Below are 18,420 nucleotides of genomic sequence, written 5' to 3'. Positions count from 1 at the left end.
TTAGTTCTCTTCAACCTCAACAAGGTGCTTGACCTTGAAGATCATTCCACGAACGCTCGGGTTGTCGGGCAGCACGGCGACGTCGCCGATCTTGCGGAGACCCATGGCGAAGCAAGTCCTCGTCTGGTCCTTCTTGACCGACGCGACGGCGCTGTGGACGAGCTTGACAGTGAGCTTCTTCTCGTCTGCCATAGTTAGTCCTCCTTACCGTTGAACATCTCGCTGACGGTAAGGCCACGACGCTCGGCAGCCTGCTCAGGGCTGGAGAGGGACTTGAGGCCCTCTGCAGCAGCCTTGATGATGTTGAGAGCGTTGTCGGTACCGAGCGACTTGGAGAGCACGTTGGTGATACCAGCGAGCTCGAAGAGCGGACGGACGGGGCCGCCGGCGATGACGCCGGTACCCTCGATAGCCGGCTTGATCAGAACATGGCCGGCGCCGAAGTGGCCGTCGACGGGGTGAGGAATCGAGCCACCGGCGGTGACGGGAACCTTGAACATGTTCTTCTTTGCGTCCTCGACGCCCTTCTGGATTGCCAGAGGGACCTCGGCGGACTTACCCTGGCCAAGGCCAATGTTGCCCTTGCCGTCACCGACGACGACGAGAGCGACGAGCGACATGCGGTGGCCGCCCTTAACGGTCTTGGAAACACGGTGGATGTAGACTACGCGCTCCTGAAGATCGGAGTCATTCTGGCGCTTACGATCACGTGGCATTCAAATTCCTCCTAGAACTTCAGGCCCGCGGCACGGGCACCGTCTGCCAGAGCCTGGACGCGGCCGTGATAGATGAAGCCACCGCGGTCAAACGTGACCTCGGTAACACCCTTCGCGACGGCGCGCTCCCCGATGAGCTTGCCGACGAACTCCGCAGCCTCCTTGTTGGAGCCGATCTTGCCGGTCTCCTTGAACTCGGGGCTCAGGGTAGAGGCGGAGCAGATGGTCTTGCCATCCTGGTCGTCGATGACCTGGGCGTAGATGTGAGCGTTGGTACGGTGGACGCTCAGACGAGGACGCTCAGCGGTGCCGAAAACCTTGGCGCGAACGCGGCGCTTACGGCGCTGAAGGCTCGCACGCTTAGCCTGGTTCTTGTTCATACCTTCTCCTTCAATCGCCATCACCTGACGGGGTGATGGTCTTATCTATGGCCTAGCGAAGACTACTTACCAGCCTTGCCGAGCTTCCTACGAATGTGCTCGCCTTCGTAGTGGATGCCCTTGCCCTTGTAAGGCTCGGGCGGGCGCTTGGCGCGGACCTCGGCGGCAACCTGTCCGACCTGCTCCTTGGAGATGCCCTTGACAACGATGTGGGTGTTGTCGGGGACCTCGAAGGAGATGCCCTCGGGGGCATCGACGAGGACGGGGTGAGAGTAGCCGAGGGAGAGGTCGAGACCAGTGCCCTTGAGAGCGGCACGGTAGCCGACGCCGGTCAGCTCGAGCTTCTTAGAGAAGCCCTCGGAGACGCCGATCACCATGTTGTGGATGAGGGTACGGGTGAGACCCTGCTGAGCGTTCGACTCAGTGGACTCGTCGTTGCGGGTAACGAGAACCTCGGAACCCTCCTGAGCGATGGTCACCAGGTCGGAGAAGGTGCGAGTGAGCTCGCCCTTGCCGCCCTTGACCGAAACGGTGGTGCCATCGATGGTCACAGTAACACCAGCGGGAACCGTGACAGGCTTCTTACCAATACGAGACATTGTCTCCTCCTATCTAGATTCGTCCGTTGGTTACCAGATGTAGCAGATGACCTCGCCGCCGATGCCGAGCTTGCGAGCATCGCGGTCGCACATCATGCCCTTGGAGGTGGAGATGACGGCAGTGCCGAGACCACCCTGGACACGCGGCATCTCAGCTGCGGTGGTGTAGATGCGAAGGCCAAGCTTGGAGATGCGACGGATGCCGCGGATGACCTTGGCGTGACGGGCGCCATACTTGAGCGTGATGTGGAGGGTCTTCTGAGGCTTGGTGTCCTCGACCTCGTAGCTCTTGATGTAGCCCTCCTCGCAGATGACGCGAGCGATCTCAACCAGGACCTTGCTCGAGGGCATGGAGACCTCGGACTTGCCGGCAGAGTTAGCGTTGCGGATGCGCGTCAGCATGTCTGCGATGGGATCAGTAACCTTCATTGATTCCTTCTCCTTCGTTAGTGATGAAACTGCGCGTCTGGTTCATCCAAGCCCGTAGCAAGGATGCCTAAACGCCAGAGCCCTTTGCTACCAAGAAGCCTTGGTGACGCCAGGGAGCTCGCCCTTGCTCGCCATCTCGCGGAAGCAGACACGGCAGAGACCGAACTTGCGATAGACGGAGTGGGGTCGGCCACAGCGCTGGCAACGGTTCTGCTTGCGCGTCGAAAACTTCGGCTCGCGGTTCGCCTTGACGATCATCGATGTCTTAGCCACAAATCCTCCTTCAGGAAGAGACCCCGGCACCCCGCCGGGGTGTTTGACAAACTATATTGACTAGTCCTTCTTGAACGGGAAGTGGAAGGCCGCGATGAGCGCCCTGCCCTCCTCGTCAGTCGGGGCGGTGGTCACGATGGTGATGTCCATGCCGCGGGTGTGATCGATCTTGTCGAAGTCGATCTCGGGGAAGATCAGCTGCTCGGTGACGCCCATGGAGAAGTTGCCGTGGCCGTCGAAGGACTTGCTGCTGATGCCGCGGAAGTCGCGGATGCGAGGGATCGCGATGCAGATCAGGCGGTCCAGGAACTCGTACATGCGGTCGCCACGCAGGGTAACCTTGGCGCCGATGGCCTGGCCCTCACGCAGGTGGAAGGTTGCGATGGACTTGCGGGCGTGGGTGACCATGGGCTGCTGGCCGGTGATGGCGCGAAGGTCGGAAACGGCACCCTCGATGGCCTTGGAATCGGTCGCGGCCTCACCAACGCCCATGTTCACGACGATCTTCTCGATCTTCGGAATCTGGTTGACGTTCTGGTACTGGAACTTCTTCTGCAGCTCGTCGCGAATCTCGGAGACGTACATCTCCTTAAGACGAGGAACGTACTTGTCTGCCATGTGGCACTCCTCACTCATGGGGTTTTAAGTGCGGGGTTGGTCCTCGCACCTCCTGGTCCCTGTGACCAGGAGCCGTGCGCCCGTTCCCGAGACATACCTATCCCGTTCATAGAGACGCAAGGTCAAATATTACGTGTTCGAGAGGTAAATTTCCAGCACGAACTGGTCTGCGGCAAATCTCCGCATATCAGACACTATTTCAGAGGCGGCATCCACTGACACCGGCCGCCCTTCTCCCCTATTTCGCAAGGGCGCCCGTAGAGTCGTTTGTCACAAAGAAAAGGGACCCGTCCGAAGACGGGTCCCTTGAAATCGCGCTTGGCGAGAAGGACTAGAACTTGGCGCCGCACTTCTTGCAGACGCGAACCTTCTTGCCGTCCTCCTCGGCGTGGCCGACGCGAGTGGCCTTGCCGCAGGTGGGGCACACGAGGGCGACGTTGGACACGTCGATCGCGGCCTCCTTCTCGACGATGCCGCCCTGCTGGTTGGCCTGGGTCGGGCGCTGAGCCTTCTTCACGACTGCAACGCCACGAACGACAACCTTGCCCTCAGAGGGAAGGGCCACGATGACCTCGCCGCGCTTGCCCTTGTCCTTGCCGGACAGGACCTCGACCTGGTCGCCCTTCTTAACGTTCATCTTTGCCATTCGTTCTCACTCCCCTACAGCGTCTCGGGTGCGAGCGAGACGATCTTCATGTACTTGTGATCGCGCAGCTCGCGTGCCACAGGCCCGAAGATACGGGTGCCCTTGGGCTCGCCATCCTTGTTGACCAGGACGCAGGCGTTCTGGTCGAACTTGATGTAGCTGCCGTCCTTGCGGCGGGTCTCCTTGGTGGTGCGGACGACAACGCAACGAACGATATCGCCCTTCTTCACAGAACCGCCCGGCGTAGCCTCCTGCACGGCGCACATGATGACGTCGGCGAGGCCAGCATAACGGCGCTTGGAGCCACCCATGACCTTGATGCACTTCACGCGCTTAGCGCCACTGTTGTCAGCGACGTTGAGCATGGTCTCCATTTGGATCATTGCTGTTCCTCCATACCTGCCCGCAAGAGGTGCGCGCTTGTGCGCGCACATTGTCGGACGGGGTGAATACGATCGTTACTTTGCCTTCTCCACGATCTCCACGACACGCCAGCGCTTGGTCTTGGACATGGGACGGGTCTCCATGACGCGGACGGTGTCGCCAAGGCCACACTCGTTCTTCTCGTCATGGCAGTGGAGCTTCTTGCTGATGGTCATCATCTTGCCGTACTTGGGGTGGTGCTTACGGTAGGTGATCTGAACGGTGACGGTCTTGTCGCCAGAGAGGGAGATGACCTCACCGGTGCGGACCTTACGTGCGTTCCTGCTTTCGGTATCTGCCATTTCTTATCTCCTGCGACTAGTTCTGCGCAGCGGCGTTGTCCGCTGCGATCTGACGAGCGCGCATCTCGGTCTGGATGCGGGCAATGTCACGCTTGACGACGCTGACGCGGGCCGTGTTGTCCAGCTGGCTGGTAGCCATCTGGAAGCGAAGGTTGAACAGCTCTGCGCGGCCATCCTCGAGCTTCTGAGCAAGCTCCTCGTCGGAGAGCTCTCGAATATCCTTGTACTTCATGTTGACTACTCCTCCACGTCCTGCTCGGCGCGGGTGATGATCTTGGTCTTGATCGGCATCTTGTACTGAGCAAGACGGAGCGCAGCCTTTGCGGTTGCCTCGTCGACGCCGTCGATCTCGTACATGACGCGACCCGGCTTGACAACGGCCACCCACTCCTCGGGGTTGCCCTTACCCTTACCCATGCGGGTCTCGGCCGGCTTCTTGGAGATCGGCTTGTCGGGGAAGATGGTGATCCACATCTTGCCGCCACGCTTCATGCGACGGACGATGGCGACACGGCCGGCCTCGATCTGACGGTTGGTGATCCAGTGACGCTCGAGCGCAACAAGACCCCACTTGCCAAAGTGCAGCTCGGTGTTGCCCTTGGCCTGACCCTTCATGGAGCCGCGCTGTACCTTACGGTGAAGGACTCGCTTAGGAGCCAGCATTAGCGACCCCTCCTCTCGTTACGGCGACGGGGACGGCTGGAGCCCTCAAGCGCCGGGTTGGGCGCAGGCTGACCAGGCATCTTCTCGCCGAGATAGATCCAAACCTTAACGCCGCAGGCACCCATGGTGGTGCGGGCAGTAGCCTCGCCGAAGCCGATCTTGGCACGCAGGGTGTGCAGAGGCACGCGACCCTCGCGGGACCACTCGCGGCGGCCCATCTCGGCGCCGTTCAGGCGGCCGGAGCACTGGATGCGGATGCCCTTGGCACCGGCCTTGCGGGCGGACTGGATGGCCTTGCGGACGGCACGACGGAAGGCGATGCGGCCCTCGAGCTGCTCGGCGATGGACTGGGCCACCAGCTGGGCGTCGAGCTCCGGACGCTTGATCTCGATGACGTCGACGGAGATGTTGCCCTTGGAGACGCCGGCCATCTTCTCGAGCTCGGCACGCAGGGCGTCGATCTCGGAGCCCTTCTTGCCGATCACGATGCCCGGACGGGCGGTGTAGATGATGACCTTGACCTTGTCGCCGGCGCGCTCGATGTCGACGCGGGACAGCGCTGCGCTCGCAAGCTTCTTCTCGAGGAACTTGCGGATCTGCATATCGTTGCCAAGGTTCTTGGCGTAGTCCTTCTTATCGGCGTACCAACGGGAACGCCACTCCTCGGTGATGCCGAGACGGAAGCCGGTAGGCTGTACTTTCTGACCCATACTTCCCCTACGCCTCCTTTCGAGGTGCAACGACGACGGTGATGTGGCTGGTGCGCTTGTTGATGCGCGAAGCGGAGCCCTTGGCACGCGGGCGGATGCGCTTCAGGGTCGGGCCCTCGTCCACGTAGGCAGCCTTGATCACGAGGTTGTCGGAACGAAGGTTGTTGTTGTTCTCGGCGTTGGCCACCGCGGAGCGGAGAACCTTCGCGACGGGCTCAGCGGCCGCGCGGGTCGAGAACTGGAGAAGCTCGAGCGCCTGCTCCACGGACTTGTTGCGAATCTGGTCGACGACCATGCGCACCTTGCGCGGCGCCATGCGCACGTACTTAGCGGTGGCCTTGACCTCGTTGTTGTTAGCCATTTACTCCATACCCCCTGTTAAGCCTGCTTGTGACCACGGAAGGTGCGGGTGGGGGCGAACTCGCCCAGCTTGTGACCGACCATGGACTCGGTAACGTATACGGGGACATGCTTGCGGCCGTCGTGGACGGCGATCGTGTGACCGACCATCTCGGGGAAGATGGTGGAGGAACGCGACCAGGTCTTCACGACCTCCTTCTTGCCAGCCTCGTTCATCGCGGCGACACGCGCAAGGAGGCGAGTCTCCACAAACGGGCCCTTCTTGAGACTTCTGCTCATTCTTGGAATCTCCTAATGTTCGTGTTCCGGTTACTTCTTGTTGCGACGACGGATGATGAGGCGGTTCGAGGCCTTCTTCGGGTCGCGGGTCTTGAAGCCCTTGGTCGGCTTGCCCCAAGGCGTAACGGAGGGACGACCGGAGGTGTGGTTCTTGCCCTCGCCGCCGCCGTGCGGGTGGTCGACGGGGTTCATGACGGTACCACGGACGGTCGGGCGCACGTTCATGTGACGGTGACGACCGGCCTTGCCGATCACGATGTTGCCGTGCTCGGCGTTGCCCACTACGCCGATGGTGGCACGGCAGGTGAGAAGGACGCGGCGAAGCTCGCCGGAGGGCATGCGGAGCGCCGCATAGCCGTTGTCCTTACCCATGAGCTGGACGGAGGTGCCGGCGGAACGAGCCATCGCGGCGCCCTTGCCAGGCTGGAACTCGACGTTGTGCAGCAGGGTACCGACGGGGATCTCGGAGAGAACCGTGCAGTTACCCGGCTTGATGTCGACGTCCTTGGTGCCAGAGACGACCACGTCGCCCACGTGCAGGCCCTCGGGGGCCAGGATGTAGGCCTTGGCGCCGTCGACGTAGTGGAGCAGGGCGATGTTCGCGGTGCGGTTCGGGTCGTACTCGATGGTCGCGACCTTGGCCGGCACGTCGTCCTTCTGACGCTTGAAGTCGATCTTGCGGTACTGGCGCTTCACGCCGCCACCCTGGTGACGGGTGGTGATGCGGCCGTTGTTGTTGCGGCCGGCCTTCTTGGGCAGGGGCTCGAGGAGGGACTTCTCGGGCTTGTCGGTAGTGATCTCCGCGAAGTCGGAGATGGTCTGCCAACGCCTGCCGGCGCTCGTTGCCTTCAGATGTCTAACTGCCATTACTGCTTCCCTTTCTTGTCCGTTGGCCGGTGTGCCCGGGAATGGCACGCCGACACCGGATTACCACGGTACCGCGCGTATCCATCATGCGCGGCATGAAAGCCCGGCCTCCTGGGAGGCGCGGGCGAAAAACCACTTACTCCTCAGCAGATGCCTGCTGGTTGGCGAAGACCTCGATCTGCTCACCCTCGGCGACGGTGACGACGGCCTTCTTCCAGGTGCGGGTCTTGCCGGTGACGTAGCGGACGCGCTTGTTCTTCGGCTTCACCCACATGGTGTTGACCTTGAGGACGTGAACGTTGAAGAGCTTCTCGACTGCGTCGGCAATCTCCTCCTTCGGAGCCTTGGCGGCAACCTCGAAGGTGTACTTGCCCTGGGACATCAGGTCGAACGAACGCTCGGAGACGACCGGGCGGATGATGACGTTATAGATGGAGTTCATTACGCGAGCACCTCCTCGAGCTGCTTGGCAACCGCGGTGGACATGACGAGGGCGCCATTGTCGAGCAGGTTGCGGGTGTTGGACTCGGAGACACCGATCACGTTGACCTTCGGAAGGTTCCTGAAGGCGAGGTAGGTGTTGATGTCCTCGTCGTCGACGACGACGGTCACGCGCTTGCCGTCGAGGGCAAGGGCGCTCAGAAGAGCGACGGCCTGCTTGGTCTTGGGGGCCTCGAACTTCAGCTCGTCCACGAGCACGAGCTCGCCGTCAGCGAGCTTGCCGGAGAGCACGGAGCGCATGGCGAGCTTCTTCTCCTTGTTGTTGGCGCGCTTGGCGTGGCTGCGGACCTGGGGCCCGAAGATGACGCCGCCGCCGACCCACTGGCCAGCGCGGATGGAGCCCTGGCGGGCACGACCGGTGCCCTTCTGGCGCCAAGGCTTGACGCCGCCGCCGGAGACCTCGTGGCGGTTCTTGACGGAGTGGGTGCCCTGACGCAGGGAGGCCTCGTAGGCCACGACGACCTGGTGCACCACGGGGATGTTCGGCTCAATGCCGAAGACGTCGGAGGAAAGCTCGACCTCGCCGGCCGCCTTCCCCTCCACGTTCTTAACTTCGATCTTGGACATTAGTCCTCCTTGTTAGCCTTAGGGTGTGATTACGAACGGGCCCTTAGGCCATGCGGATCGAAACGAGAGCGTTCTTGCCGCCGGGGACAGCGCCCTTGATGAGCATGAGGTTCTGCTCGGCGTCGACACGAACGAGCTTCAGGTTCTTGACGGTGACACGCTCGTTGCCCATGTGGCCAGCCATGTGCAGGCCCTTGCGGACGCGCGCGGGGTAGGCGCACTGGCCGATGGAGCCCGGCTCGCGCTGGTTGCGGGAACCGTGGGCCATGGGGCCGCGGGAGAAGTTCCAGCGCTTGATGGTGCCCTGGAAGCCCTTGCCCTTGGAGGTGCCGGTGACGTCGACGGTCTGGACGTCTGCGAAGTCGGCGACGGTGACCTTCTCGCCAGTGGCGTGCTCCTCGCCCTCGGCGACACGAACCTCGCGCAGGTAGCGCATGGGCTCGACGCCTGCGGCGGCAAAGTGGCCGGCCATGGGCTTGTTCACGTGCTTTGCGGAGATGTCTCCGAAGCCAATCTGGACGGCGTCATAGCCGTCAGTTGCCTTCGTCTTGACCTGCGAGACGGTGCAGGGGCCAGCGAGGACGACGGTGACGGGCACGACGTTGTCGTCCTCATCCCACACCTGCGTCATCCCGAGCTTGCGGCCGAGGATAGTGTTGACCATTCCTGGTCCTTTCCTTCGGTGGTCATGGGACCTTAGAGACGCATCCTGCGACTCTCCCCAGCGGACCACATCCAACGAGTGCCGTGCGGACATGTCGCCGCCTCGCGGGCAGGCGCCCCCTCACAGGTCGGGGACGAGCGATTTGGACGGCATGAGCCATAAAAACACAGCCTGACTAGTGTACACGCTCGGGACCGTGGTAAGCATCCACATTTTTTGCGCCACAATCCCTGCAAAAATCGCAGGCCAGAAGGCGAGAATGGCGTCGGCTGCCGCTCGGGTGCAACACCGAGAATTCGCGATAGCTGGCACGAAAGCAGCGGTTGCCATGGCACCAGCCGTCTTGCTTATCGCCAGCGGCACCAGATGTCTCGCTTGTCGCGATGCGGAAAGTTTTGCGCAATACGGATGCGAAGTCTCTGCAAGTGCCGTGTGGCATGATGTGGCGCCACTACGAACGATCCCGTCAAAACCGCGACGAACGGAGGTGCGCATGCCCGTCTACATTTGTCACAGCTCGGCGCAGTCGCTCTGGAGGAGCACGCGTGCACGAGACTATGTGCGCCGTCCTCGCATAGCGGACTCTCGTCCCGTGAACCTCCCCCATTCGTACCGCGCGCTCTTCTCGCAGGGAATACTGTCGACGACGGCGCTCCGCGCACTTCCGAGGCCCGTCGACATCATTGTGGAGAAAGACTCCGACCGGCTCTATGGCAAGCAGATTCGCAATCACGTCTGGATGCGCCAGATTCCCGAGCGATCGTTCGTCACGATCGAGCCGTCGGTCAGGCTTTCCACGCCAGAGTTCACCTATCTGCAGATGGCCACAGTTCTATCCTTGCCGAGGCTTGCCTCGTATGCATGCGAAATCGCGGGAGGGTACTCTCTGAACCAATGCGGGCATTCGTCCCCGCGCGCCCGCCATTGACCAGCCTGGGTCTTCTGGCGCAGTACTTATCGAAGAGCGCCGGGGCCCGCGGGGCTTGCCGGGCACGAAAGACCCTGTCGTACGCGGTTGAGGGGTTTAGGTCGCCCGCGGAGACCTCCCTTGCGCTTCTCCTCACGCTCCCGGCAAGACTTGGCGGCCATGGGCTTCCCACGTGCGTCGCGAACCATCGCATAGACCTTGCGGAATCGTGGGGGCGCTACCTGCGAACGCCATATCTGCTTGCTGACCTGGCATGGCCTACCGAGATGGTTGCAATGGAGTATGACAACATCGTAAGGCAGCGGGTCGCTCCCCCGCTCGGCGTCACGCCACCGCTTCGCACCGGATTGTTCGCTCAACGTTCAGACGACCTACGGGCGCAGCTGCTGGGATAGCTACCGATGTGGACACGAGCCTCGGGCGGTGGGGCGACTTCCCCCCAAACGACGCCGCCCGGGCTCAAACGACGTCGCTTGAGCATTTGCGCCTTCACGCCCGGAACCTTCGTCTTCGCAGCGGCCTCAACGAACGCGAAAGCCCCGCCACTCACAGGAGTGACGGGGCCTGTCAGCGTATCGAGTCGCTAGCGCTTAGAGCTTGATCTCGATGTCGACGCCAGCGGGAAGGTCGAGGCGCATGAGCGAATCGACGGTCGAGGAGCTGGGATCGAGGATGTCGATGAGGCGCTTGTGGGTGCGCATCTCGAACTCCTCGCGGGAGTCCTTGTCCTTGTGCGGCGAGCGAATGACCGTGTAGAGGTTGCGCTCGGTCGGCAGGGGGATAGGACCAGAGACGCGGGCACCGGTCTTCTGGGCGGTGTCGACGATGAGCTTCGCGGACTGGTCAACGACCTCGTGATCGTAGCCCTTGAGGCGGATCCTGATCTTCTGGCTTGACACTTCTTATACCTCCATCAAATGGCAGCCTGAGCTACCGTTGGCTACTTAACTTAGGCGTTGACGCCACTCTTTGCGACGATCTCGTCCTTGATGTTCTTCGGGACGGGCTCGTAGCTGGAGAACTGCATGGTGTAGGACGCGCGGCCCTGCGTCTGGGAGCGCAGGTCGGTTGCATAACCAAACATCTCGCCCAGGGGCACCTTGGCGCGGATGAGCTTGGTGTTGGCACGGTCCTCCATGCCCTCGATCTTGCCGCGACGGCCGGAGAGGTTGCCCATGACGTCGCCCATGTACTGCTCGGGCGTCTCGACGGTAACCTCCTCGACGGGCTCGAGAAGAACGGGGTCGGACTGCTGAAGGGCGTTCTTGATCGCCATGGAGCCGGCGATCTTGAAGGCCGCCTCGGAGGAGTCGACCTCGTGGTAGGAGCCGTCGACCAGGGTGACCTTGATGTCCTGGACGGGGTAGCCCGCGATGACGCCGGACTCCAGCGCCTCCTGGATGCCCTTGTCGACAGAGGGGATGTACTCCTTGGGGACGGAGCCACCGACGGTACCGTCGACGAACTCGTAGCCAAAGCCCGGCTCCATCGGCTCGAGGTCGATGATGGCGTCGCCGTACTGGCCGCGGCCGCCGGACTGACGGACGAACTTGCCCTGGACGTGCTGGACGGCGTGACCGGCGGTCTCGCGGTAGGCAACCTGCGGCTTACCGACGTTGCAGTCGACGTGGAACTCGCGACGCAGGCGGTCGACGATGATCTCGAGGTGCAGCTCGCCCATGCCGGCGATGATGGTCTGGCCGGTCTCGTGGTCGGTGTGGACGCGGAAGGTCGGGTCCTCCTCGGCGAGCTTAGCAAGGCCAACGGACATCTTGTCCTGCTCGGCCTTGGACTTCGGCTCGACGGCGACGTCGATGACGGGGTCGGCGAAGTCGATGGACTCGAGCACGATGGGGTGCTTCTCGTCGCAGAGGGTGTCGCCGGTGGAGGTGTTCTTCAGGCCGACGCAGGCGACGATGTCACCGGCGGAGCACTCCTCACGGTCGACACGGTCGTTCGCGTTCATCTCGAGGATGCGGCCAAGGCGCTCGCGGTTGTCCTTGACGGAGTTGTAGACGTAGCTGCCCGCCTCCGCCTGACCGGAGTACACGCGGATGTAGGTGAGCTTGCCGACGAAGGGGTCGGTCATGATCTTGAAGGCAAGGGCCGAGAAGGGCTCCTTGAAGTCCGCGTGACGGACCTCGTCCTCGCCCTCGAGGTTCTTGCCGTCGATCTCCTTGACGTCGAGCGGGCTCGGCAGGTAGTCGACGACGGCGTCCAGCAGCTCCTGGATGCCCTTGTTCTTGTAGGCGGAGCCCACGAAGACGGGGTTGAGCTCGTTGGCGATGACACCCTTGCGGATGGCGGCCTTCAGCTGATCGACGGGAATCTCCTCCTCCATGAGGATCTTCTCCATCAGGTCGTCGTCGTAGTTGGAGGCTGCGTCCAGGAGCTCCTCGCGCTTCTCGGCTGCGACGTCCTTGAACTCGTCAGGAATCTCGTCCATGGGCTCGGGGTAGATCATGCCCTTTGCGTCTTCCTTGAAGTCCCAAGCGGTGTTGGTGACGAGGTCGATGAGACCCCAGAAGTTGGACTCGGAGCCCATGGGGACCTGCGCAGCCACGGCGTTGGCGCCAAGGCGGTCCTTCATGGTGTCGATGGCGTGGAAGAAGTCGGCGCCGACGCGGTCGTACTTGTTGATGAAGGCGATGCGCGGGACGTTGTAGTTGGCAGCCTGACGCCAGACGGTCTCGGACTGCGGCTGGACGCCGGCGACGGCGTCGAAGACCGCGACGGCACCGTCGAGGACGCGCAGGCAGCGCTCGACCTCTGCAGTGAAGTCAACGTGACCCGGGGTGTCGATGATCTGGATGACGTGGTCCTTCCAGAAGCAAGTGGTCGCGGCGGAGGTGATGGTCACGCCACGCTCCTGCTCCTGAACCATCCAGTCCATGGTGGCTGCACCGTCGTGGACCTCGCCGATCTTGTGGGTCTTGCCGGTGTAGTACAGGATTCGCTCGGTGGTAGTCGTCTTACCGGCATCGATGTGGGCCATGATGCCGATGTTACGAAGGTCTTCGAGCTTGTACTTAACTTTTGCCATGTGTCGCTACTCCCCTGGACTAGAAGCGATAGTGCGAGAACGCGCGGTTGGCCTCGGCCATCTTGAAGAGGTCCTCACGACGCTTCACGGAAGCGCCAACGCCGTTGGCCGCATCCATGATCTCGTTGGCGAGGCGCTCCGCCATGGTCTTCTCCTTGCGGGCGCGGCTGAAGTTGACGATCCAGCGGATGGCGAGGGTCGTCGCGCGACGGGAGTTGACCTCCATAGGAACCTGGTAGGTGGCGCCACCAACGCGCTTGGGCTTGACCTCGAGGGTCGGGCGGACGTTGTCCATGGCCTTCTTGAAGGTGGCCAGAGGATCGCTGTCGGTCTTCTCCTTGACCATGTCGAAGGCACCGTAGACGATGCGCTCGGCGGTGGCCTTCTTGCCATCCAGGAGGACCTTGTTGATGAGCTGGGTCACGAGACGGTTGTTGTAAACGGCGTCCGGCTGGACCTCACGACGGACTGCTGCTGCACGACGCGGCATGTTGTATCTCCTAAAAACTCGTAGCTAATTCAGATGGGACCTTGCGGCTAGTTCTTGGGGCGCTTCGCGCCGTAGCGGGAACGAGCCTTCTTGCGGTCCTGAACTGCCGCGCAGTCATAGGCGCCGCGGATAATCTTGTAACGGACACCAGGCAGGTCGCGAACACGGCCGCCACGGATCAGGACGATGGAGTGCTCCTGCAGGTTGTGACCCTCGCCCGGGATGTAAGCGGTGACCTCGATGCCGTTGACCAGGCGGACACGCGCGACCTTACGAAGCGCGGAGTTAGGCTTCTTGGGGGTCGTGGTGAACACGCGGGTGCAGACGCCACGCTTCTGGGGGTTGTGCTGGAGGGCGGCGTTCTTGGACTTGGCCTTGTGCGAGACGCGACCCTGACGGACGAGCTGGTTGATAGTAGGCAAAGCTTCTCTCCTTAATAGGATCAAACGGAATTTGGTGCGCGAGCACCTATGTATCAGAGGCAACGCAGCACCGTTACCTCGGATTGTTGGGGACAGATACCTGCGACTTTGCCCTGGAAGGCCACCCTGCAGCGGATACAGACAGACTCCTAGCGCAATTTGACGCAATGGTGAACTTTAATCTCTTGAACAGCAGATGTCAAAACGCCACGGTGCCGGGCGTATCCCTTTTTCACGCTCCGTGCACATTCGCTCGTGGCGACAGCGCAGGGCGGACGAGAAGAACCGCGCCTCTCGCCCGTGGCAGTCCCTTCCGTACACGACCGCGCCGGCAGCGCGGCCACACGGCGACAAGCGCCGCCGCCCTACTCAGGCCGCGCGTCCTCCGCTGCATGCGACAGGCCCACGCGCAGCAGCTGCTCCACGTGCTCGTCCGCAAGCGAGTAGATCATGCGCTGCCCGTCGCGGCGCGCGTTCACAAGGCCGCGGTCGCGCAGGAGCCTAAGCTGGTGCGAAATGGCGGATTGGGACACATGGCAGACTTCCTGCAGGTCGGATACGCTCTTCTCGCCCAGGACGAGCACGCCCAGTATCTGGAAGCGCGTGGAATCGGAAAGCGCGTCGAAGATCTGCGTCGCGCTGTAGACCACGTCGTCGTTGGCGAGGTGCGCACGCAGGGTGTCGTCGTCCGCGATCTTGCACCCGCAGTCTGTCGTCACGTGAGACTCTGCCATGCGGCTCCTTTCGGCTTGCCCGCGGGCGTCGCCGCGCGGCCGCCCCCTCTGGGCGGGCCACGCCTGTCGGGCGGGCATCACCCTAGTATAGCGGCGCGGGCACCCGCGAGGCTCGCGGCCCCCTCGCGGCACGCGGCGCCACGCAAAAGCCGCCCGCCGCACACGCGGCAGGCGGCTCAGGCTCAGGTGCAGGCGCAGGCGCAGGCAGAGATTCGCGCGCCACCCGACGGCCATTCGCAAGATGGCCGCAAGGCTAGTGGAAGAAGCGGCGCACCAGATCGCGCGAGTACTCCGCAGTCTCCTCCATGTCGCCAAACGACATGACCTCGCCCGCAAAGTACGTGTTGCGCTCGCCCTGCAGGGCCTCGACCTTGTCGTACCAGCCGTCGGCGTAGTCCGCCGAGCTCACATGCGGGAAGTAGTACCAATCGTCGATGCGCTCCGTCTTCATGACGGGCAGGCCCGACTTCGCCATGTCGGAAAGCGTGGTGTCGCGCGCCTCCTCAAACGGCACGTCCTCCGCACCCTCGTGGTTGCGCAGCGTGAACGTCACCAGCGGCTGCGCGCCCGCGTCCGGCCAGCGGTGGTAGAACACCATAAGGTGGCCGCGGGTCTCGGGCGTCATGTTGGCAAAGTAGTAGTAGCTGATGTCGGGGCTCTTCTCCTCCTCCGTGCGCACGGCCATGGTGAAGTACTCCTTGTGCTGGATCTTGCCAAAGAGCTCGCGCTCCTGCTCCGTCGCGTCACCGTAGGCCGTGAACATCTCGAGCGGCGTGCAGATGACCAGCTTGTCAAACTCCTGCTCCGCGCCGCCGTTCACGCGCACGTACACATGGTCATCCGTGCGACGCACGGCCGTGACCTCGCTGTTGAGGTTTGCCGGGTGGCGCAGCGCGCTGTTGACGCCGGTCCAGATCGAGTTGGTGCCGTTCTTCCACGTCCAGAGCCTGCCGGTGGAAAGGAACTGCTTCACGGTGAATGCGTCCAGGTACTTCAGGACGTACGCGGCGGGAATCTCGTCGAAGTAGCCGTAGCCAAAGCTCGTGAACGGCCCCTTCCACACGAGCTCGGCGTCCTCGCAGTCGTTCAGCTTCAGGAACTCGCTGAACGGCATGCTCAGGTCCTTCAGGTTCGGGTTCGCGCCCTCGATGTGCGCCAGCTTCATCTTGGGAGAAGGACATGGTCCCTCGTAGCGGCCCTGTGCCACGCCGCGGTGTCCGTTGACGTCGTAGCCCTTGTACTTGGTCGCAAGCAGGTGGTTGAGCTTGCGCATCTTCATGACCTTCTTGAGCAGCCCGAGCTTGCTCTCCTTGATGGGGGTGCCGTCAGTGTTCATGAAGCGACGGCCCATCTGCGGGCCGTCGGCGTGGGACGTGTGGCCAAACTCCTCGCACTCGTGCACGGCGAAGTACGTGTCGCAGCCCATGACCGCGCCCATCTCGATGGTGCGGTCCTCCCACTGGCCCTTGCGGTTCTTCACCTTCATGAGCGGGCTGAACGCCTTGCCGCCCACGCGCCCGCTGCGCTCGAAGATGGTGTAGTCGTCAAACCCGTTCTTCTCGAGGTACATGGCAAGCGAGAGCCCGGCGGGGCCTCCACCAACGATGCAGATTCTGCTGTTCCTGTCCAACGGATTCCCCTTTCCGACCCGGACCGGCGCGATGCGCAAGGTCATGCCAAAACATCTGTATAGACACTAATTTAGTCACATTTCATAATGTCTACACAAGTATACTCCGCCACGCTCCCGACCTGCCAGGAATTTGGGATGGTACGACAGAACCCTCCCTGCCAAAACGGCAGGGAGGGTTCTTTTGTAGCGGGCGACCTGGGGCCTGCGTCAGCCGCACGTCCGTGGCATCCCGCGGTCCACCGTGGTCCTGAAGCTACTCGTACGCCTCGAGCTCGTTTCTGCCCAGCGCGTCGGCCGCGAGCATCGCGTTCGCGACCTTCTCCGGCGTCACCTCGAACGGCATGTTGTGCAGGGTGTCGTTCGGCGCACACGCGAGCTTCGCCACCTCAAGCACGCGGTCGTAGCTCGCGTCCTTAACGCCGAGCTGCTCAAACGTGACTGGCAGGCCCAGCTGCACGCAGAAGTCCAGCACCTCGGGAAGCTCGTCGGCATCCTCCAGCACCAGCTGGGACAGCGTGCCAAACGCGACCTTCTCGCCGTGGTAGAACGCGTGCGTCTCGGGCATCGCGGTAAGGCCGTTGTGGATGGCGTGCGCCGCAGCAAGGCCGGCCGACTCGAAGCCAAGGCCGGATAGCAGCGTGTTGGCCTCGATGATCTTCTCGACGGACTCGGTGCACGCGCCGGCCTCCAGCGCGATCTTCGCCTTGACGCCGTCGGACATCAGCGTGTCGTAGCACAGGCGCGCGAGGGCCATGGCCGCAGAGGTCACCTTGTCGCCGGCGCAGGTGGTGGCGTCGGAGCGCTTGCATGCACGCGCCTCGAAGTACGTTGCCAGCGCGTCGCCCATGCCGCTCACGGTCAGACGCACGGGGCTCTTGCTGATGACGTCGGTGTCCATGAGCACCAGGTTCGGGTTCGCCTTGAAGAACTGGTACTCCTTGAACTGGCCGTCATCCGTATAGACGACGGAGAGCGCGGAGCACGGCGCATCGGTCGCGGCGATCGTCGGGACCACGATCACGGGAGCGTCCACGGCGTTTGCGACGGCCTTCGCGGTGTCGAAGATCTTGCCGCCGCCAATGCCTACGACGACGTCCGCGCCCTTCTCGCGCGCGTCGCCCACAAGACGGTCGATCTCGTCCTGCGAGCACTCGCCGTTGAACTCGTCGAAGTCAAACGCGACATTGGCATCGGCAAAGCTCTTACTCACCACGTCACCGGAGCGACGGATGCCACCCGCGGAAATGACGACCAAGGCCTTCTTGCCGTAGCTTGCCACGTAGCTGCCAAGCTTGGACAACTCCCCGGGACCCTGGACGTACTTGCTGGGACTGATGAACACGCGTGCCATGACTCATCCTTCCGACAGAGTGTGTATACGCGGTCCGCCCTTCGCATAAAGCTCAGTGGACCTATGACATTATGTTTCTTACCCATTATCGATACGAAGGACCGTCGCGTGGGAACCACTCGCGAAATTGTGGGATGCCACGGCGCATGATGGTCGTCCTGAAAAAAGGGGGTGCCGGCGACGGCCGGTACCCCCATGGCAGAGTCTTCCGTGCGGCGACCCTCGCGGACGCCGCGGCCTCAGAGCCAAGGCGTTCGGTGCGCGGCTCTAGTTGCCCTTACCCGGCATCTTGATGCCCTGCGCTATGTGCACCAGGCCCGTGTAGATGAGCGCGATGCCGCCAACGGACATGGCGAAGCTCGCCATGGCGAACGGCGACATGATGACGAGGATGCCAAGGATCACGGAGAGGACCGAGAGCGCTATGCCGGCGCCCGAGCCCTTTACCCCCAGTATCCGCAGGGCGTTCGACCCCGCGAGCGTCGAGAAGCCGGCCGCGATGACATAGAGGCCGAGCATCACGAAGATGAACGCGACGAAGAACTCCGGCCACGCCAGGATGAGCATGCCGAACAGGAGCGAAAGGGCTCCGGCATAGAGATCCAACGTGGAGAGGACGATGCTCCAGTGCGTGAACGCCCCGATGAGCGCGATTACGCCCGCGACGGTGAGCACCCAGCCGAAGAAGACCGTGACGCCCTTTGCCGTGGCGCCCGGGTTGACGAACATGAAAATGCCCAGGACGGCGCTGGCGACGCCCCAGAGGATGGTCCCCCACTTAGAGCGCGTGAACTTGACTTCCATAACGACACCACCCCTTCG

At 62.6% G+C, this 18,420-nt stretch carries 27 protein-coding genes; all 27 read right to left on the bottom strand.

Annotated features, from left to right (window positions below):
* The gene (gene rpmD / locus ACTQWE_RS04780; protein WP_170103935.1) at positions 1 to 192 is read right to left on the bottom strand and encodes a 50S ribosomal protein L30; all 192 of its coding nucleotides are present in this window, start codon (positions 190 to 192) and stop codon (positions 1 to 3) included.
* A 2-nt stretch (positions 193 to 194) separates the two neighbouring features.
* Complete coding sequence (gene rpsE / locus ACTQWE_RS04775) at positions 195 to 716, bottom strand: 30S ribosomal protein S5 (protein ID WP_170103934.1); 522 nt, start codon at positions 714 to 716, stop codon at positions 195 to 197.
* Positions 717 to 727: 11 nt separating this feature from the next.
* Positions 728 to 1,096, bottom strand: a complete 369-nt coding sequence (gene rplR / locus ACTQWE_RS04770; RefSeq protein WP_154541525.1) for a 50S ribosomal protein L18 — start codon at positions 1,094 to 1,096, stop codon at positions 728 to 730.
* Positions 1,097 to 1,158: 62 nt separating this feature from the next.
* A complete protein-coding gene (gene rplF, locus ACTQWE_RS04765) occupies positions 1,159 to 1,695 on the bottom strand; it encodes a 50S ribosomal protein L6 (protein WP_170103933.1) in 537 nt (178 codons plus the stop codon).
* 30 nt (positions 1,696 to 1,725) lie between these two features.
* Positions 1,726 to 2,124, bottom strand: coding sequence for a 30S ribosomal protein S8 (rpsH, locus tag ACTQWE_RS04760; protein ID WP_170103932.1), 399 nt, complete (start codon positions 2,122 to 2,124; stop codon positions 1,726 to 1,728).
* Positions 2,125 to 2,211: 87 nt separating this feature from the next.
* On the bottom strand, positions 2,212 to 2,397 hold the full coding sequence (locus ACTQWE_RS04755) for a type Z 30S ribosomal protein S14 (RefSeq protein ID WP_090847706.1): 186 nt from the start codon (positions 2,395 to 2,397) through the stop codon (positions 2,212 to 2,214).
* 60 nt (positions 2,398 to 2,457) lie between these two features.
* Positions 2,458 to 3,015, bottom strand: a complete 558-nt coding sequence (gene rplE, locus ACTQWE_RS04750; RefSeq protein WP_206109813.1) for a 50S ribosomal protein L5 — start codon at positions 3,013 to 3,015, stop codon at positions 2,458 to 2,460.
* 331 nt (positions 3,016 to 3,346) lie between these two features.
* Positions 3,347 to 3,661, bottom strand: coding sequence for a 50S ribosomal protein L24 (gene rplX, locus ACTQWE_RS04745; protein WP_090863621.1), 315 nt, complete (start codon positions 3,659 to 3,661; stop codon positions 3,347 to 3,349).
* 14 nt (positions 3,662 to 3,675) lie between these two features.
* On the bottom strand, positions 3,676 to 4,044 hold the full coding sequence (rplN, locus tag ACTQWE_RS04740; protein ID WP_090845537.1) for a 50S ribosomal protein L14: 369 nt from the start codon (positions 4,042 to 4,044) through the stop codon (positions 3,676 to 3,678).
* Between the two features lie 75 nt (positions 4,045 to 4,119).
* Positions 4,120 to 4,386, bottom strand: a complete 267-nt coding sequence (gene rpsQ, locus ACTQWE_RS04735; protein WP_090845535.1) for a 30S ribosomal protein S17 — start codon at positions 4,384 to 4,386, stop codon at positions 4,120 to 4,122.
* 16 nt (positions 4,387 to 4,402) lie between these two features.
* Positions 4,403 to 4,618 carry a 50S ribosomal protein L29 gene (gene rpmC, locus ACTQWE_RS04730; RefSeq protein WP_090845533.1) on the bottom strand — a complete coding sequence of 72 codons (216 nt, stop codon included), beginning with the start codon at positions 4,616 to 4,618 and terminating at the stop codon, positions 4,403 to 4,405.
* Between the two features lie 5 nt (positions 4,619 to 4,623).
* A complete protein-coding gene (rplP, locus tag ACTQWE_RS04725) occupies positions 4,624 to 5,049 on the bottom strand; it encodes a 50S ribosomal protein L16 (protein ID WP_170103930.1) in 426 nt (141 codons plus the stop codon).
* The gene (gene rpsC, locus ACTQWE_RS04720; protein WP_090845529.1) at positions 5,049 to 5,759 is read right to left on the bottom strand and encodes a 30S ribosomal protein S3; all 711 of its coding nucleotides are present in this window, start codon (positions 5,757 to 5,759) and stop codon (positions 5,049 to 5,051) included. Before rpsC ends, rplP begins: the two co-directional genes overlap by 1 nt.
* Positions 5,760 to 5,766: 7 nt before the next feature.
* A complete protein-coding gene (rplV, locus tag ACTQWE_RS04715) occupies positions 5,767 to 6,120 on the bottom strand; it encodes a 50S ribosomal protein L22 (protein ID WP_170103929.1) in 354 nt (117 codons plus the stop codon).
* A gap of 17 nt (positions 6,121 to 6,137) precedes the next feature.
* Entirely contained in the window at positions 6,138 to 6,398 is a 261-nt protein-coding gene (rpsS, locus tag ACTQWE_RS04710) for a 30S ribosomal protein S19 (protein ID WP_090845525.1), read from the bottom strand.
* A 30-nt stretch (positions 6,399 to 6,428) separates the two neighbouring features.
* Positions 6,429 to 7,265, bottom strand: coding sequence for a 50S ribosomal protein L2 (gene rplB, locus ACTQWE_RS04705; protein WP_170103928.1), 837 nt, complete (start codon positions 7,263 to 7,265; stop codon positions 6,429 to 6,431).
* A 136-nt stretch (positions 7,266 to 7,401) separates the two neighbouring features.
* Positions 7,402 to 7,707, bottom strand: coding sequence for a 50S ribosomal protein L23 (gene rplW / locus ACTQWE_RS04700; protein ID WP_441921289.1), 306 nt, complete (start codon positions 7,705 to 7,707; stop codon positions 7,402 to 7,404).
* Complete coding sequence (gene rplD, locus ACTQWE_RS04695; protein ID WP_090863623.1) at positions 7,707 to 8,333, bottom strand: 50S ribosomal protein L4; 627 nt, start codon at positions 8,331 to 8,333, stop codon at positions 7,707 to 7,709. The genes rplW and rplD overlap by 1 nt, the downstream gene beginning before the upstream one ends.
* A gap of 43 nt (positions 8,334 to 8,376) precedes the next feature.
* Entirely contained in the window at positions 8,377 to 8,997 is a 621-nt protein-coding gene (rplC, locus tag ACTQWE_RS04690; protein WP_373577334.1) for a 50S ribosomal protein L3, read from the bottom strand.
* A gap of 1,518 nt (positions 8,998 to 10,515) precedes the next feature.
* Positions 10,516 to 10,824: a 30S ribosomal protein S10 gene (gene rpsJ / locus ACTQWE_RS04685; protein WP_009278409.1), complete on the bottom strand. Its 309-nt coding sequence runs from the start codon at positions 10,822 to 10,824 to the stop codon at positions 10,516 to 10,518.
* A 50-nt stretch (positions 10,825 to 10,874) separates the two neighbouring features.
* Complete coding sequence (fusA, locus tag ACTQWE_RS04680) at positions 10,875 to 12,968, bottom strand: elongation factor G (protein ID WP_170103924.1); 2,094 nt, start codon at positions 12,966 to 12,968, stop codon at positions 10,875 to 10,877.
* A gap of 19 nt (positions 12,969 to 12,987) precedes the next feature.
* Positions 12,988 to 13,458 (bottom strand): 30S ribosomal protein S7, encoded by a 471-nt coding sequence (gene rpsG / locus ACTQWE_RS04675; protein ID WP_373577332.1) that lies wholly within the window; start codon positions 13,456 to 13,458, stop codon positions 12,988 to 12,990.
* A 47-nt stretch (positions 13,459 to 13,505) separates the two neighbouring features.
* Positions 13,506 to 13,880 (bottom strand): 30S ribosomal protein S12, encoded by a 375-nt coding sequence (gene rpsL, locus ACTQWE_RS04670; RefSeq protein ID WP_090845511.1) that lies wholly within the window; start codon positions 13,878 to 13,880, stop codon positions 13,506 to 13,508.
* 365 nt (positions 13,881 to 14,245) lie between these two features.
* On the bottom strand, positions 14,246 to 14,614 hold the full coding sequence (locus ACTQWE_RS04665) for an ArsR/SmtB family transcription factor (protein ID WP_170103922.1): 369 nt from the start codon (positions 14,612 to 14,614) through the stop codon (positions 14,246 to 14,248).
* A 253-nt stretch (positions 14,615 to 14,867) separates the two neighbouring features.
* The gene (locus ACTQWE_RS04660) at positions 14,868 to 16,244 is read right to left on the bottom strand and encodes an FAD-dependent oxidoreductase (RefSeq protein ID WP_441921286.1); all 1,377 of its coding nucleotides are present in this window, start codon (positions 16,242 to 16,244) and stop codon (positions 14,868 to 14,870) included.
* Between the two features lie 256 nt (positions 16,245 to 16,500).
* A complete protein-coding gene (locus ACTQWE_RS04655; RefSeq protein ID WP_441856614.1) occupies positions 16,501 to 17,598 on the bottom strand; it encodes a glycerol dehydrogenase in 1,098 nt (365 codons plus the stop codon).
* Positions 17,599 to 17,865: 267 nt separating this feature from the next.
* Entirely contained in the window at positions 17,866 to 18,402 is a 537-nt protein-coding gene (locus ACTQWE_RS04650; RefSeq protein WP_441856615.1) for an HdeD family acid-resistance protein, read from the bottom strand.
* Between the last annotated feature and the right edge of the window lie 18 nt (positions 18,403 to 18,420).

Source organism: Parafannyhessea sp. LCP19S3_B1 (genome assembly GCF_052121955.1).
Classification (GTDB): domain Bacteria; phylum Actinomycetota; class Coriobacteriia; order Coriobacteriales; family Atopobiaceae; genus Parafannyhessea.
This window is presented reverse-complemented; position numbering and strand designations above follow the sequence as displayed.